The sequence below is a fragment of the Streptomyces sp. NBC_01176 genome (assembly GCF_045039825.1).
Classification (GTDB): Bacteria; Actinomycetota; Actinomycetes; order Streptomycetales; family Streptomycetaceae; genus Streptomyces.
The window spans coordinates 6637926-6652294 of the sequence record NZ_CP108600.1 but is presented as its reverse complement, the minus strand read 5'-3'; the positions used below and the strand labels follow the sequence as shown (position 1 = coordinate 6652294).

Annotated in this window: 14 protein-coding genes; 8 read left to right on the top strand and 6 right to left on the bottom strand. The window is 73.7% G+C overall.

Going from position 1 to position 14369, the window contains the following annotated elements:
• Positions 1–13: 13 nt before the first annotated feature.
• Together OG199_RS28730 and OG199_RS28725 are read left to right on the top strand one after the other, a co-directional pair.
• Positions 14–1048: a peptidoglycan-binding protein gene (locus tag OG199_RS28730; protein WP_405831914.1), complete on the top strand. Its 1035-nt coding sequence runs from the start codon at positions 14–16 to the stop codon at positions 1046–1048.
• Positions 1049–1408: 360 nt separating this feature from the next.
• Positions 1409–2104 carry a maleylpyruvate isomerase N-terminal domain-containing protein gene (locus OG199_RS28725; protein WP_405831912.1) on the top strand — a complete coding sequence of 232 codons (696 nt, stop codon included), beginning with the start codon at positions 1409–1411 and terminating at the stop codon, positions 2102–2104.
• Between the two features lie 22 nt (positions 2105–2126).
• Here OG199_RS28725 and OG199_RS28720 read toward each other — a convergent pair whose 3' ends face one another.
• The gene (locus OG199_RS28720) at positions 2127–2786 is read right to left on the bottom strand and encodes an HAD family hydrolase (RefSeq protein ID WP_356802561.1); all 660 of its coding nucleotides are present in this window, start codon (positions 2784–2786) and stop codon (positions 2127–2129) included.
• Between the two features lie 213 nt (positions 2787–2999).
• A complete protein-coding gene (locus OG199_RS28715) occupies positions 3000–3581 on the bottom strand; it encodes a TMEM165/GDT1 family protein (protein WP_356802559.1) in 582 nt (193 codons plus the stop codon).
• Between the two features lie 448 nt (positions 3582–4029).
• On the opposite strand from OG199_RS28715, the gene OG199_RS28710 reads away from it, so the two are divergent.
• From OG199_RS28710 to OG199_RS28695, 4 genes are all read left to right on the top strand, one after another.
• Positions 4030–4674 carry an HNH endonuclease family protein gene (locus tag OG199_RS28710; protein ID WP_405831910.1) on the top strand — a complete coding sequence of 215 codons (645 nt, stop codon included), beginning with the start codon at positions 4030–4032 and terminating at the stop codon, positions 4672–4674.
• Positions 4675–4778: 104 nt separating this feature from the next.
• Positions 4779–6431, top strand: coding sequence for an alkaline phosphatase D family protein (locus OG199_RS28705; protein ID WP_401798968.1), 1653 nt, complete (start codon positions 4779–4781; stop codon positions 6429–6431).
• Positions 6432–6779: 348 nt separating this feature from the next.
• Positions 6780–8711: an FAD/NAD(P)-binding protein gene (locus OG199_RS28700; RefSeq protein ID WP_405831908.1), complete on the top strand. Its 1932-nt coding sequence runs from the start codon at positions 6780–6782 to the stop codon at positions 8709–8711.
• A 181-nt stretch (positions 8712–8892) separates the two neighbouring features.
• The gene (locus OG199_RS28695) at positions 8893–9525 is read left to right on the top strand and encodes a VTT domain-containing protein (protein ID WP_356802553.1); all 633 of its coding nucleotides are present in this window, start codon (positions 8893–8895) and stop codon (positions 9523–9525) included.
• A 54-nt stretch (positions 9526–9579) separates the two neighbouring features.
• Here the strand turns inward: OG199_RS28695 and OG199_RS28690 are convergent, their stop codons facing one another.
• The gene (locus OG199_RS28690; protein WP_405831906.1) at positions 9580–9807 is read right to left on the bottom strand and encodes a DUF2277 domain-containing protein; all 228 of its coding nucleotides are present in this window, start codon (positions 9805–9807) and stop codon (positions 9580–9582) included.
• 163 nt (positions 9808–9970) lie between these two features.
• Here OG199_RS28690 and OG199_RS28685 point away from each other — a divergent pair, with 163 nt between their 5' ends.
• Both OG199_RS28685 and OG199_RS28680 read left to right on the top strand, forming a co-directional pair.
• Positions 9971–10744: an MBL fold metallo-hydrolase gene (locus tag OG199_RS28685; RefSeq protein WP_405831905.1), complete on the top strand. Its 774-nt coding sequence runs from the start codon at positions 9971–9973 to the stop codon at positions 10742–10744.
• An 80-nt stretch (positions 10745–10824) separates the two neighbouring features.
• Positions 10825–11742, top strand: a complete 918-nt coding sequence (locus tag OG199_RS28680) for a ketopantoate reductase family protein (protein ID WP_405831904.1) — start codon at positions 10825–10827, stop codon at positions 11740–11742.
• A 13-nt stretch (positions 11743–11755) separates the two neighbouring features.
• Here the strand turns inward: OG199_RS28680 and OG199_RS28675 are convergent, their stop codons facing one another.
• From OG199_RS28675 to OG199_RS28665, 3 genes are all read right to left on the bottom strand, one after another.
• On the bottom strand, positions 11756–12343 hold the full coding sequence (locus OG199_RS28675) for a hydrolase (protein WP_356806867.1): 588 nt from the start codon (positions 12341–12343) through the stop codon (positions 11756–11758).
• 307 nt (positions 12344–12650) lie between these two features.
• Entirely contained in the window at positions 12651–13100 is a 450-nt protein-coding gene (locus OG199_RS28670; protein WP_356806847.1) for a MarR family transcriptional regulator, read from the bottom strand.
• A gap of 211 nt (positions 13101–13311) precedes the next feature.
• On the bottom strand, positions 13312–14229 hold the full coding sequence (locus tag OG199_RS28665; RefSeq protein WP_405831903.1) for an aminoglycoside phosphotransferase family protein: 918 nt from the start codon (positions 14227–14229) through the stop codon (positions 13312–13314).
• Between the last annotated feature and the right edge of the window lie 140 nt (positions 14230–14369).

The following is a 14369-nucleotide window of genomic DNA, read 5'->3' as shown; positions in this document are numbered from 1 at the left end:
GGGGACCCAAGGCGTGACTGATCCGAACGGGCATGTCTGCCCGGAGTGTGCCGTGCCCCGGGCGGGGGACGGGACGCCGTCCTGCGGCTGCACGCTACGCGCGTCCGACGCCCTGCGGGACGCCCGTACGGCGGAGGCTGCCGCGGCGGAGGACTTCGATCCGCTGCGGATACGTCCGTATGTGGAGCTGGGCGTGAGCGGTGCGGGGGGTGAGCCCTCCGACGCCGGGGGCGCGGGCCGGGGCGGGGACGAGGACGCTTCGGCTCGGACGATGCGGTTGGGGAGGGTGCCGGCCGACGACACGGTGGCGCTCTTCCGGGTCGGGCACGGGATGCCGGGTGGGGGTGCGGGTTCCGGCGTCGGTGCCGGTGCTGGTGCCGGTCCTGGCGGTGGCGAGGTGGACGCGGATCGTGTCGCCGCGCCGGACGGGTCGGGGCGGCGTCGGCGGCGGGCCGCGCTGCTGGCCGCCGCCGGTGTGGTCGTGGCTGTCACGGCGGCGGGGTTGGTGAGCGGGCTCTTCTCGTACGACGCTCCGGCGCGGGACGGGGCGCTGCCGGACGAGGTGAGGGCGAGCGTGCCGGATCCGTCGCCGACGTCCGCCTCGGCGTCGGCGTCCGCGGCGCGGTCGTCGCGATCGGCAGTGGCGGTGGCGCCGTCCAGCACCAGCCCGTCGCCCTCCGCGTCGGCCTCGACCGCCTCGGCATCGGCGTCCTCATCGGCTTCGCCGTCCCGGCCTTCCGGGCCGTCGCAGCCCGCCGAGAGCCCGGCGGCGACCGGCTCGGCGGTGCCCGGACAGGAGAACTCGCCCTCGAACGGGCAGCTGTCGGCGACCCTGCGGCGCGGCGACCAGGGTCCGGAGGTCACCGAACTCCAGCTGCGCCTGCGCCAGCTCTTCCTCTTCAACGGCGAGGCCGACGGCAGCTACTCCCGTCAGGTGGAGGACGCCGTACGCCGTTACCAGTGGGCCCGCGGCATCAGGAGCGACGAACGGGGCGTGTACGGCAGGGCTACCCGGGCGAGCCTCGAAGCGGAGACGCGGGAGCCGTAGCAGCCGGGTGGTGGGGCGGGGCCGGGGCGGTACGTCGAGGGTGTCGCCGCCGGATCAGACGTGGGCCGGGCAAGCGACCCGCGGCTCGATCCGAACGTAAGCGACACCCTTACGACGCACCGCCCCGGCCCCTCCCGCGGGCAGGACGACTGCGGGAGCGGACATGCGAATGGCCCCACCCGACCCGGCAGCGGTAGCGGTCGCGGTCGCGGGGGGCTGGTGCCCCCGGTGGCGGCTGGGGCGGGGGTACGAGGTAACCAGCGGGTTCGAGGGTTCCGAGGGGCGTTCCGGGGAGAACCTGTCGGGACGGTGGATGTTCTTGGCGAACCTGGATGCGGGTTCCGGGCGGGGTGGCTTCTCATGGGCCGCACCGCTCAGTTGCCCGGCCCGGTGCCGGATTCGGTCGATCATGGGGGTCCGATGAGTCTCACAGGCGCGTATCTGGATACCGCGGCTCAGGCGGTGACGTTGCTGGCTGCGCCGGAAGTCGCCGCTTCCTGGGAGAGGCCCAGCGCGTTGACGGACATGACCGTCGGCGGCCTGGCCGGTCACCTCGCGTACCAGATCTTCAGCGTTGCTCCAGCCGTGCGGGAACCCGCGTCGCGGGAGGTGCCGATCCCGCTTCTCGAGCACTACGCCCGCGCCGCGTGGATCGACGCCCCACTCGACGGTGAGGCGAACGCGGGCATTCGGGCGAACGGCGAGGACATCGCCTCCGAGGGCGCCCGGGTGCTGCTGGAGCGCGCCCGCGCGGCACTCGCCGAACAGCGGACGGCCCTTCCGGTGGTCCGGGTGGGCCGGGTCGTGTTCATGCCCCAGACGGGGTGGGCTCTGAGCCTGGACGACTTCCTTTTGACGCGCATGATGGAGCTCGCCGTTCACCTGGACGACCTGGCCGTCAGCGTGGGAATCGCCGCGCCGGAACTCTCGGCCACCGTATTTGATCCCGTGCTGACGTTGCTGGCCAGACTCGCGGCCCGTCGGCACGGCCAGGCGGCGTTGCTGCGCGCTCTGGCTCGAGCGGAGCGCGCGCCGTCGGCGATCAACGCGATCTGAGCCGAGCCCCTCAGGGTCCGGGTCAGCCGATGTGCAGGCGCAGGGAACCGTCGCTCACGCGTTCCACCCGTATCTGCGTCAGGTCGCGGACGAGGACGTCGGGGCGGTGGAAGCCGGCCCGCGGCCCGACCCCGACCACCCGCATCCCGGCCGCCCGCCCGGCCGATATCCCCGCACCGGAGTCCTCGAAGACGACACAGTCCTCGGGCGCGACGCCCAGCTCGGCGGCGCCCTTCAGGAACCCCTCGGGGTCCGGCTTGCTCGCCCCGACGGACTCGGCGGTCACCCGCACGTCGGGCAGCCCGAGCCCGGCGGCAGCCATCCGCGCGCTGGACAGTCCCACGTCCGCCGAGGTGACGAGCGCGTGCGGCAGCCCGGCGAGGGAGGCCAGGAACTCCTCGGCACCGGGGACGGCGACCACGCCGTCCATGTCGGCGGTCTCCTCGGCGAGCATCCGCGCGTTGTCGGCGTGGTTCTGCTCCATGGGCCGGTTCGGCAGCAGGACCGCCATCGAGGCGTACCCCTGCCGCCCGTGGACGACCTTCATGACCTCGTCCCCGTCCAGCCCGTGCCGGTCGGCCCAGCGGCGCCAGCAGCGCTCGACGACGACGTCCGAGTTGACGAGGGTGCCGTCCATGTCGAGCAGGAGGGCGCGGGCGGTCAGAACGGTGGTGGCCGTCATCGGCAGGCTCCAGAACGCGGGGGGAGAGAGAACGCGGGGGAAGGGAAAGGACCGGGGACTCCCGGTCCGAGGCTCGGCGCGGGTCCCCCGGGGGACAAGGCGGCCCCGCCCGCCGGTCAGGGAGTGCGGGCGGGAGCCACTTTGTTTCTCTACGATACAAAATGGACGGCTCCGGCGCCACCGCTTCCGCCGGGACCCTCCGCTTCGGGCGGCTCAGCCCGCGACCGCCTCGTACAGGCTCCACGCCCCGAGCCCCAGCATCAGCACCGCGGCGACCTTGGTGACGAGCTCCAGCGGCACCCGCTTCATCAGCGCCTTCCCGCCGACGATGCCGAGCGCGCCCACCGCCCACAGCGCGAGCACGGCGCCGAGACCGACGGAGAGCGGGTCGTCGTAGCGGGCCGCGAGGTTCGCCGTCATGATCTGCGTGAGGTCACCGAACTCGGCGATCAGGATGAGCATGAAGCCCGCCCCCGAGACCTTCCAGAAGGTCTGGTTCTCGGGCTTGCGGATCTCCTCGTCGTCCTCGCCCTTCTTCAGGAGCAGTACGGCGGCACCGGCGAGGAAGAGCACACCCGTGAGCGCGTGCACGATCTGCTGCGGCAGCAGGGTCAGCACGCTGCCCGCCGCGACGGCGAGCGCGACATGCACGGCGAAGGCGGCGGCGACGCCCGCGAAGACGTAGGAGGCGCGGTAGCGGGTGCCCAGGACGAGCCCGGCGAGCGCGGTCTTGTCCGGCAGTTCGGCCAGGAAGACGACACCGAAGACGAGCGCCATCACGGTGATGCTGATCAAAATTCCTCAATCGGTCGGGGCCGCCCCACCGAGAGTGCTGTGACTGCTGTGCGACACCTCGGCACGGCAGCACACATCGGCGCCCCCGCGTACGAGGACGCGCGGACGGTGCACTGCATGGCCGAAGGTCTCGCTGGCCTGCCCCCGCGGACCCGTGGGTCGCGGTCGGGACCTGCCTCCGGGCGCCGGCTCAGACGAGCTGAGCAGTATGTCGACGGTCCGGCGAAGAGCTACTCCCCTTCTGCGCCGACCACTGTACGGGACGCCGGAAAGGGCGGGTAAGGGCCGAAGGTCCCACGGCCGGGAAGGCCGCGATCCGCGATGTCACAGGTCTTGGCATGTCATGCGCACGTCACTAGCTTCTAACCTGATGCACCCCTCCCGGAAACGAGCCGGCGCAAGCATGAGCCCGCTCGCTCCAACGTCCCCCCACCTCAAGGGAGTTCGCATGCCGAAGGTCTACGCGCGTCGACGGCTGAGCATACTCGCAGCCTTCGCCGGCCTGATAGCCATGGCCGGGATATTCACCGGCCCCACCGCCTCCGCCGCCCTGCCCACCCCGGTCAGCGCCGCCACCGCCCGCACCTACCTCGCCTCCCTCTCGGTGAAGACGGAGAACCGGACCGGCTACAACCGCGACCTGTTCCCCACCTGGATCACCATCAGCGGCGCCTGCAACACCCGTGAGTACGTCATCAAGCGCGACGGTTCGAACGTCGTCACCAACTCCGCCTGCACGGCCACCAGCGGCAGTTGGTACTCCGTCTACGACGGCGCCACCTGGACCGCCGCCTCCGACCTGGACATCGACCACCTCGTGCCGCTGGCCGAGGCCTGGGACTCCGGCGCCAGCGCCTGGACCACCGCCCAGCGCCAGGCCTTCGCCAACGACGTGACCCGCCCGCAGCTCATCGCCGTCACGGACAACGTCAACCAGCAGAAGAGCGACCAGGACCCGGCCGAGTGGATGCCTCCGCTCAGCTCCTACGCCTGCACCTACGTCCGCGCCTGGGTCCAGGTGAAGTACTACTACAACCTCGCCGTCGACTCCGCCGAGAAGGCCAAGCTGAGCTCCGTACTCAGCGGCTGCTGATCCCGCGCCGTCCCCCCACCACCGAAAGCGGCGCGCTTCCCGGAACCTCCCCGCTCCCCTCCGTCGTTCCGTACCGTACGGGGCGACGGAGGAGGGTGATCACCATGGCGGAGCTGCTCCTGGGGCCGCTGTTGAGGTACATCGACGGGTCGTCCGCGACCTTCTGGGTCGAGGCGAACCGTCCGTGCACCGCCGAGGTGCGCTGCGCGGGCGGCGCCCGCGGCGAGGCGCGCACGTTCCAAGTCGCCGGGCACCACTACGCGTTGGTGCCGGTGGACGGACTGACACCGGGCACGGTGTCCGCGTACGAGGTGCTGCTGGACGACGTCCGCGTCTGGCCGCTGCCCGACTCGGCCTTCCCGCCCTCGGTCGTCCGCACCCCGGACGGGCAGGACGCGGTCCGGGTCACCTTCGGCTCCTGCCGCTGGGCGGCTCCCCCCGCCGACGAGAAGGACCCGGTGGGTCCTGACGCCCTCGACACCCTCGCGCGACGTGTCGCCGCCGCACCGGACGGCGAACGCCCCGACGTCCTGCTGCTGTTGGGCGACCAGGTGTACGCGGACGAGGTGTCGGACGCGACCCGCGCCTGGCTCACCGCCCGCCGCAACCTCGCGGACCCCCCGGGCAGCCAGGTCGCGGACTACGAGGAGTACACCCGCCTCTACTACGAGTCCTGGCTCGACCCCGAGGTCCGCTGGCTGCTGTCGACCGTGCCCAGCTGCATGATCTTCGACGACCACGACGTCATCGACGACTGGAACACCAGCGCCGCGTGGGTCGCCGACATCCGGGCCACGGGGTGGTGGCGCGAGCGGCTGCTGAGCGGCCTGATGTCGTACTGGGTCCACCAGCACCTCGGCAACCTCTCGCCGCGCGAACTGGCCGAGGACCCCCTCTACGCCGCCGTCCGCGAGACCCCCGACGGCACGGACGTGCTGCGCGGCTTCGCCGCCCAGTCCGACGCCGACCCCGCCTCCGTGCGCTGGAGCTACCGCCGCGACTTCGGCCGCGTCCGGGTGCTGATGGTGGACAGCCGGGCGGGCCGGGTGCTGGCCGAGGACGAGCGGGCGATGCTGGATCCGGGCGAGGCCGGGTGGCTGCGCGAGCAGGCACTGGACGCCCCGGGCACGTACGACCACCTCCTGATCGGGACCTCGCTGCCCTGGCTCCTCCCCCACCTGGTGCACGAGGCCGAGGCGTGGGACGCCGCGCTGTGCCGGGGCGAGCGGGGCGCGCGCTGGGCCGGGTTCGGGGAGAAGCTGCGCCGCGGGGCGGACCTGGAGCACTGGGCGGCCTTCCCGGCGTCCTTCGACGCGCTGGCCGCGCTGGTCGCCGAGGCCGGTTCCGGTCCGGACGCGCCGGCCACCGTGTGCGTGCTGTCGGGAGACGTCCACCACGCCTACGTCGCCGAACCCGCGTGGCCCGAGGGCACGTCCGGTCCCGACGCCCGCGTGCTGCAACTGACCTGCTCCCCCGTCCACAACTCCATACCGCCGTACATGCGGCTCGGGTTCCGTTTCGGGTGGAGCGCGCTGGGCCGGGCGATAGGCCGTCTTCTGGCCCGGCACGGCAACTGCGCGCGCCCCGCCGTCAGCTGGCGCAGGACGGGCGGCCCCTGGTTCGGCAACCAGCTCATGACCCTGACCCTGCACGGGCGTTCCTCCCGGCTGCGACTGGAGCACGCGCGGGCCGGGCGGAGGGGCGGGCGCGAGGGCGCCCGGCTGCGGACGGTCATGGACTCCGAACTGAGTCCGTGAGGTCGGGGGCCCGCGGTTTCAGGGGCCCGCGGGTTCGGGAGACCGCGGGTTCGGGAGACGTCGAGTCACGGAGGTCGAGGGTTCCGGAGGCCGTGTGTTCGCGGCTTACGGAAGAATTCACCTCGGCCGTCCCGGACGTCCGCAGTCGTCCGCAACCGCCCTTTGTGGGCGGTGTATACGGTTGTCGCGCGCGTCGCCCGTGATGCTCGTGACGCATCACACAGCAGGCGGCCGTCCCACCGCCCGGGGCTCGGCTCCCGTGCCCCACGACGGCATGATGAGGCGGACCGTCCGCTTCCAGCGGGCAGTTCGCCGCCATGCGCCCCACCATGTCCGGGAGTCACACTCTTGTCTGCACCGACCGCGGAATCCGCAGGGCCCGCCGAGCCGACCGAGGTCTCCGTCGCCGTGGTGGGCGCCGGACCGCGGGGTACGAGCGTCCTCGAACGCCTCTGCGCCTCCGCGCCGGAACTGCTCCCGCCGGACACCAGACTGACCGTCCACGTCGTCGACCCGGCGCCGCCCGGGCCCGGCCGCGTCTGGCGCACCGCGCAGTCCCCGCACCTGCTGATGAACACCGTGGCCTCGCAGGTGACCCTCTTCACCGACGACAGCGTGGCCTGCTCGGGCCCGATCCGTACCGGGCCGAGCCTGCACACCTGGGCGGGCGGCGACCTCGGCCCGGACGAGTACCCGACCCGCGCCCACTACGGCCGCTATCTGGAGTGGGTGTTCGCCGAGGTGGTGCGAAAGGCTCCGGACACCGTCCGCGTCCGGACGCACCGGGCACGCGCGATACGGCTCGACGACGGCCCCGGCGGCCTCCAGACCCTCACCCTCGACGACGGGCGCGACCTGCCCGAACTGTCCGCGGTCGTGCTCGCGCAGGGCCATCTGCCGGTGTCCGCGGACCGCGGCCTGCGCGACCTCGCCGCGTACGCACAACGGCACGGCCTGCGACACGTCCCGCCCGCCAATCCGGCCGACGTCGACCTCTCCGCCCTCGCCCCCGGCGAGCCCGTCCTGCTGCGCGGGCTCGGCCTCAACTTCTTCGACCACATGGCCCTGCTGACGGCGGGCCGCGGCGGCCGCTTCACCCGGACCCGCCGGGGCCTGCGGTACCACCCCTCGGGCCGGGAGCCCCGTCTGTACGCGGGCTCCCGCCGCGGTGTCCCCTACCAGGCCCGCGGCGACAACGCGAAGGGGCCGTACGGCCGTCACATCCCGCTCGTGCTCACCCCCGAGACCGTCGCCCGCTTCCGCGGACGCGCCGACTCGGGCGAGGCACCGGACTTCCTGGGCGAGATATGGCCGCTGGTCGCGAAGGAGGTCGAAACCGTCTACTACGAGGGGCTGTTGAGAGGGCGCCCGTGGCTTCACGGCGGCCCGCGGGAGTTCACGGAACGCTTCCTCGCGGTACCTCACGGCGATCCTGAAGAGGCGTCCCTGCTCGACGAGTTCGGTGTGGCGGAGGCCGACCGCTGGTCCTGGGACCGTATGTCGCGTCCGTACAGCGGGCATGCGTTCGCCGACGCCGGCGCGTGGCGCGGCTGGCTGCTCGCCCATCTGCGCAAGGACGCCGCGCAGGCCGCGCTCGGGAATGTCGAGGGCCCCCTAAAGGCCGCCCTGGACGTGCTGCGGGACCTGCGCAACGAGGTGCGGCTGATCGTCGACCACGGCGGTCTGCGGGGCGGGTCGCGCCGGGAGCACCTGGACCGCTGGTACACACCGCTGAACGCCTTCCTGTCCATCGGGCCGCCCCGCAGACGCGTCGAGGAGATGACCGCGCTGATCGAGGCGGGCGTCCTGGACGTCCTCGGCCCACGGTTCGACGTGCGGGCCGAGGACGGGGCCTGGATCGCGCACTCCCCGGACGTACCGGGCTCGGCCGTACGCGCGACCACGCTCATAGAGGCACGGCTTCCGGAACCGGACCTCAGGCGGACGGCCGACGAACTGCTCGCCCGGCTGCTGAAGACGGGTCAGTGCCGCCCGCACACGAGTGACGGCCACGAGACCGGGGGGCTGGACGTGACACGGCGCCCGTACCGCCTGAGGGACCGTCAAGGTCTCGCGCACGCACGACGGTTCGCCTTCGGGGTGCCCACGGAGGGCGTGCACTGGGTGACCGCGGCCGGCGCCAGACCAGGGGTGGACTCGGTCACGCTGTCGGACGCCGACGCGGTGGCGCGGGCGGCGCTGCGTGCCGCGACGGCCGAGAAAGAGGCGGGCGCCGCCCTCGCGGCCCCCCGGATGCTCGTCCCGGCGCCACCCCGATAGTCCACCCTCCGCGCTCCCCCATTCCCCTCGGCGTCAACGCACCGTGAACAACACATGAGCCCCCCGTGACCCCGCCGTCACACCCGCCGCGTACGCTGTATGGCTGTCACAGGCCGCCCTGCCGCTCCCCCGCGACGTAGCGGCGAGGTCGTGCCCTCGGGGGAGTACAGGGGAGTTTTCGGTGCTGGAGAGTGTGGGGTCGCTGACGGGCAGCCCATGGATCTACGCGGCGGTGGCCGTCTCGGTCCTGCTGGACGTCTTCCTGCCGGTGCTGCCCAGCGGCGTCCTGGTCATCACGGCGGCCACCGCCGCGGCCGCGGGTTCCACCGGGGCCGTTCCGCACGCGGTGCCCGACATCCTGGCGCTCACCCTCTCCGCGGCCACCGCCTCGGTCCTCGGCGACCTGGTGGCGTACCGGCTGGCCTGGCGCGGCGGCGAGCGCCTGGCCCGTGCCATCGCCCGCTCCCGCCGGCTCTCCAGCGCGCAGGAACGTCTCGGCGCGGTGCTCGCGCGCGGCGGCGGCGCGGGCGGCGCGCTGGTCGTCCTCGCCCGTTTCGCGCCCGCCGGCCGCTCGGTCGTCTCGCTCGGCGCCGGTGCCGCCCACCGCCGTGTCCGCGAGTTCCTGCCCTGGTCCATACTCGCCGGCCTGGCCTGGGCCGTGTACAGCGTGGCCCTCGGCTACTTCGGCGGGCAGTGGCTGGGCGCGACCTGGCTGGCCACGGGGGTCTCGTTCGCGGCGCTGTTCGGCGCCGGCGCGGGCGCCGCGTACCTGATGCGCCGGCCCATACCCCAGGAGTCGGGCACCGGCGCCTGACGCATGCCGTGCTTCACGGAGCGCCCCGCGGGGCCGTTCCGCCGCCGGGTCGGATCATCCTGCGCGCCGGCTGACCCCGCGTACCTCCAGGCCCTCCAGCAGCTCGGCCGTGGCGGCCGCGACCGCCTCCACCGCCTGCTCGAAGACCTCGCGGTTGTGGGCGGCCGGGGCACGGAAGCCGGAGACCTTGCGGACGTACTGGAGGGCGGCGGCGCGCATGTCCTCCTCGGTGGCCTCTTCGGGGAGTACGGGCGGGCGGAGAGTCTTGATGCTGCGGCACATACGCCCATTCTCGCGCGGACGACGCCACCATGGGCCCCGGTCGTCGCATGCGGTGCGGGGACGGGGAGCGGGTACACGTACTCGCGCGGGTGCGCGTGCTGGCACGGGTACGTGCTGGCACGGGCACGGGAATACGGTCTCGCTCCGGCCCCTTGTGCAGAACATGACCCCTGTGCAGATCACCTACGTCGGCGGGCCCACGGCCGTCGTCGAGCTCGGTGGCCTCCGGCTGCTCACCGACCCGACCTTCGACGCCCCCGGCGAGTACCCCATCGGCGCGCGCAAGCTGGTGAAGACGGCGGGACCCGCGGTGGCGGCCGCGGAGATCGGCGCCGTCGACGCCGTACTGCTCTCGCACGACCAGCACCCGGACAACCTCGACGCCGCCGGGCGGACGTACGTCTCCGGCGCGCCCCTCACCCTGTCCACGGCATCGGCGTACGACCGCATCGGCGCTCCCGTGCGGGCCCTGCCCGCCTGGGAGCACGTCGAGCTGCCGCGCCCCGACGGCGCCGGCGCCCTCCGGGTGACCGCCGTACCCGCGCTGCACGGCCCCGAGGGCTCGGAGCCGGTCGTGGGCGAGGTGACCGGGTTCGTGCTGTCCGGCGAGGGGCTGCCCAAGGTGTACGTCAGCGGTGACAACGCGTCGCTGGACGTGGTCCGCGAGATCGCCCGGCGGGAGGGCCCGTTCGACGTGGCCGTCCTCTTCGCGGGTGCGGCGCGCACCCCGCTCGTACCGGACGCCCCGCTGACCCTGACCAGCGAGGAGGCCGCGCGGGCCGCCGTGATCCTGGACGCCCGGCACGTCGTCCCCCTGCACTTCGAGCACTGGGGCCACTTCACCGAGGACGGCGCCACGCTGACGAAGGCCTTCGCGGAGGCCGGACTCGGCGACCGGCTGCACCTGTTGGAGCCGGGCGCGTCGGTGCGGCTGTAGCGCCGGAGGGCGCGGCTGGCATGATCCACGTCCAGGCGGCCACCGTTTCCGGGGCCGACCGACGAGAGGATCGAACGGACATGACGAGGAACGTACGCGACGAGCGGTTCACGGTGGCGGTACTGGGCCCCGGCGGCGTCGGCGGGCTGCTCGCCGCGCTGGTCGCGCGGGCCGGGCACCGGGTGATCTGCCTGGCCGGGGACGACACCGCGCGGGTGCTGCGCGCGGACGGCATCCGCGTCCGCAGCGGACGGTTCGGGGAGTTCACGGCCCGTGTCGAGGCGGACACCGAGCTGCGCGAACCGGTCGACGCCTGTCTGATCGCGGTCAAGCACACGGCGCTCGACGCGGCACTCGACCGGGTACCTGCGCGGGCGCTCGGCGACGGTCTGCTCGTCCCCTTCCTGAACGGCGTCGAACACCCCGCGGCCCTGCGCGCCCGCTACGGGCCGGACCGCGTCGCCCCCGCCGTCATCCGTGTCGAGTCGACCCGGACCGCCCCCGGGGTGATCGAGCACGGCAGCCCCTTCGCGGAGATCGACCTGACCGGTGACACGGTGGCGCGCGAGCGGCTCGACGCGCTCGCCGGGGTCCTCACGGCGGCCGGACCGGCCGTCGGCGTCCAGGCCGACGAGGCGGCGGTGCTGTGGGCGAAGATGTCGTTCCTCGCCCCGTTCGCGCTGCTGACGACACGTTACGGAGTGCCACTGGGCGATGTCCGTACGCTGCACCGAACGGAGTTGACGGCTCTGGTGGCGGAGACCGCCGCCGTGAGCCGGGCGAGCGGGGCCCCGGCCGACCCGGCCACGGCCCTCGCTCGCTACGACGCCTTCCCGCCGGGTGCGAAGTCCTCCATGCAGCGTGACGCCGAGGCGGGCCGCCCGCTCGAACTGGACGCGATCGGCGGCGCGTTGCTGCGGGCCGCGGCCCGGCACGGGGTGCCCGTGCCGGTCGCGGAGCGGCTCGTGCGGGAGCTGGAGGACGCGCGTCCCCGCTGACGCGGGGCGCGGGTCACGCGTGGGTCTTGGCCAACAACTCCACGATCTCGGCGGTGGTGCCGGTCTCGCCGAGGCGGGGGAAGATCCGCTCGACGCTGTTGCGGTGGGTCTCGCCGTCCAGGTCGGTCATGGCGTCGGTGGCCAGGGTCACGTGGTAGCCGTGCTCGTGGGCGGCGCGGGCGCTGGACTCGACGCCGATGCTGGTGGCGATGCCGGTCAGCACGATCTGGGTGATCCCGCGGCGGCGCAGCTGCAGGTCGAGGTCGGTGCCGTAGAAGGCGCCCCAGTTCCGCTTGGTGACGGTGATGTCCTCGGGGTGTCCGGCCAGTTCGTCGACGATGACGTCCCAGCCCTCCGGGAAGCTGCGGGCGCGGTTCGGCGCTTCGTTGCGGCCGGGTACGGCGTCCGCTCCGTCGGCGGCGGCGGTGACCCGTACGAGGACGACCGGAAGACCCTGCGCGCGGAAGGCGTCGGCGAGCAGCACCGACCGCTCCACGACCTCGGCGGCGGTGTGGGGGGCGAGGCCCGGGTTCCCGACGATGCCGTTCTGCAGGTCGATGACGACGAGGGCGGTGTGCGGGTCGAGCGTGGTGACTGCCATGGTCAGGCCTTTCGGAGGGGTGTGCCGGTGCGTGTGCGGAGGGATCGGTACGGGAGGGTCGCCGCCGGGAGCGGTACGGCTCCGGCGGGCAGGAAGAAGGGGAGCCGGCCGGTGCGGACCGCCGGTGTCGGCGGCGTCCGTGAGGAAGGCGGCGTCGTCCGCGGAGGCGGTGTCGGCGAGGAAGGCGGCGTCGTCCGCGGAGGCGGTGTCGGCGAGGAAGGCGGCGTCGGCGGCGGGGGCGCCCATGACGCCGTGCGGTGGCGCTGGAGGCCGGGAATCCGTCGGAACCGTGTGCGGAGGGCGGGTATCACGGGCGGGTGAGCCGGTCCAGTACGGCCATGGTCTCGATGACGCTCTGCCGCTCGGCCTCCGTGCAGCGCTCCTGGAGTGCCTTGGCCAGCCATTCTCCGCGGGCCTGCCGAGTGCCCTCGACGCGTTCGCGGCCGGCGTCGGTCAGCGTGACGAGCTGTCGGCGGCCGTCCCCCGGGTCCGGGTTGCGGGCGATCAGGCCCTGCTGGTCGAGCACGGCGAGGGTGGCGGCCATGGACTGCGGCCGGACGCCCTCGGTGGCGGCCAGCGCGCTCGCCGTGGCGGCTCCGCTCTTGCTCACCAGGGTGAGTGCGGAGACCTGGGACGGGGTGAGGTCCTGCCGCTCGGAGACCTCCCGGATCCTCCGCCGCAGCCGGTTGAACGCCACCCGCAGATCCTGCGCCGCGCGGGCGGCGGACTCGGAGATGCCCTCGGCGCTGTCGTCCATGCCGCCACACTAAATCCATCAGTCAAGGCTGTCCAGTTTGAACTGGTCAGTTCAGGCTGAGCAGTCTTGGCTGGCCAACTGTGCCGAGCGCATCCGCGCGCCGGCAAGGGCACGAGGGCTTGGGGGCGTGAGGACGCGCGGGCGTGAGGGCTCGCGGGCGTGAGGGCTCGCGGGCGTGAGGGCTCGCGGGCGTGAGGGCTCGCGGGCGCGTTCAGTTGCCGGCCGTTGCCACGAGGCGCCGCATCGCGGCGTGGGCGGGTGGGCCCCAGCTGGGCTTGCCACCGGGGCGGCCGTGGACGCCGGCGTCCGCGATGAGGATGCAGGCGAGGGCGCGCAGCACCGCCCAGCCGCGGGCGCGACGCAAGGTCGCGGCGTCCGGGGACGGCTGGTAGGCCCCGTGGAAACGGTCGGCGGCACCGTCCGGCAGCAGGATCCAGGCGGCGGCGAGATCGAAGGCCGGGTCGCCCGCGAAGAGGTCGCCGAAGTCGATCACGCCGCAGATGGCGCCGTCCTCGGTGAGCACGTTGGCCGGGTGCAGGTCGCCATGGAGCCACAGGGCCGGACCCGCCCAGTCGGGCGCGGTGGCGGCGTCCTCCCAGACCGCGCGGACGGCGTCCGGGTCGGGGATCAGCCCCAGCCCGGTGGCCGCGGCGAGCTGCCGCGCGAACCCCTCGGCGCGTTCGGCCAGCGGCCCCCCGCGGTCACGGCCGGCGGGCGCCCCGGCGGGAGCGGGGCGGTGAAGAGCCGTCAGGAAGGCCGCCAGGGTGTCGGCCGCCTCCGCGGCGCGGGTGGCGGGAGCGCGGTCGGCCGGATCGCCCGGCACCCAGGTGGTGACGATCCAGGGCCGCGGGAACCGCTCGGACGGCTCACCGAGGCGCTGCGGCACGGGGACCGGCAGGGGAAGTCGCGGGGCGAGATCAGGCAGCCAGGCGTGCTCCTTGCGCAGCAGGGCATCCGCGGACAGCGTCGCCCAGGGCATCCGGACGGCGAGGTCGTCGCCGAGCCGCCACAGCTGGTTGTCCCAGCCGCGCGCGCCGAGCCTCACCGGGCGATCGGCCAGATCGGGGTGCTGGTCGCGCAGGAGCTCCCGGACCAGTTCTGCGGTGATCTCGATCTCGGTGCGGGTCATGCGGAGCCACGGTAGTCGGGCGTCCACCCGCCCTTGGCGACGCCCGGCGCCCCGTGCCGCTCACCGGCAGCCGAGCACGGGCCGGGCCCGGCCGAGCGCCAGGCCGCGCGAAGGCCGTGTCCCAACCGTTCGTGTGAACT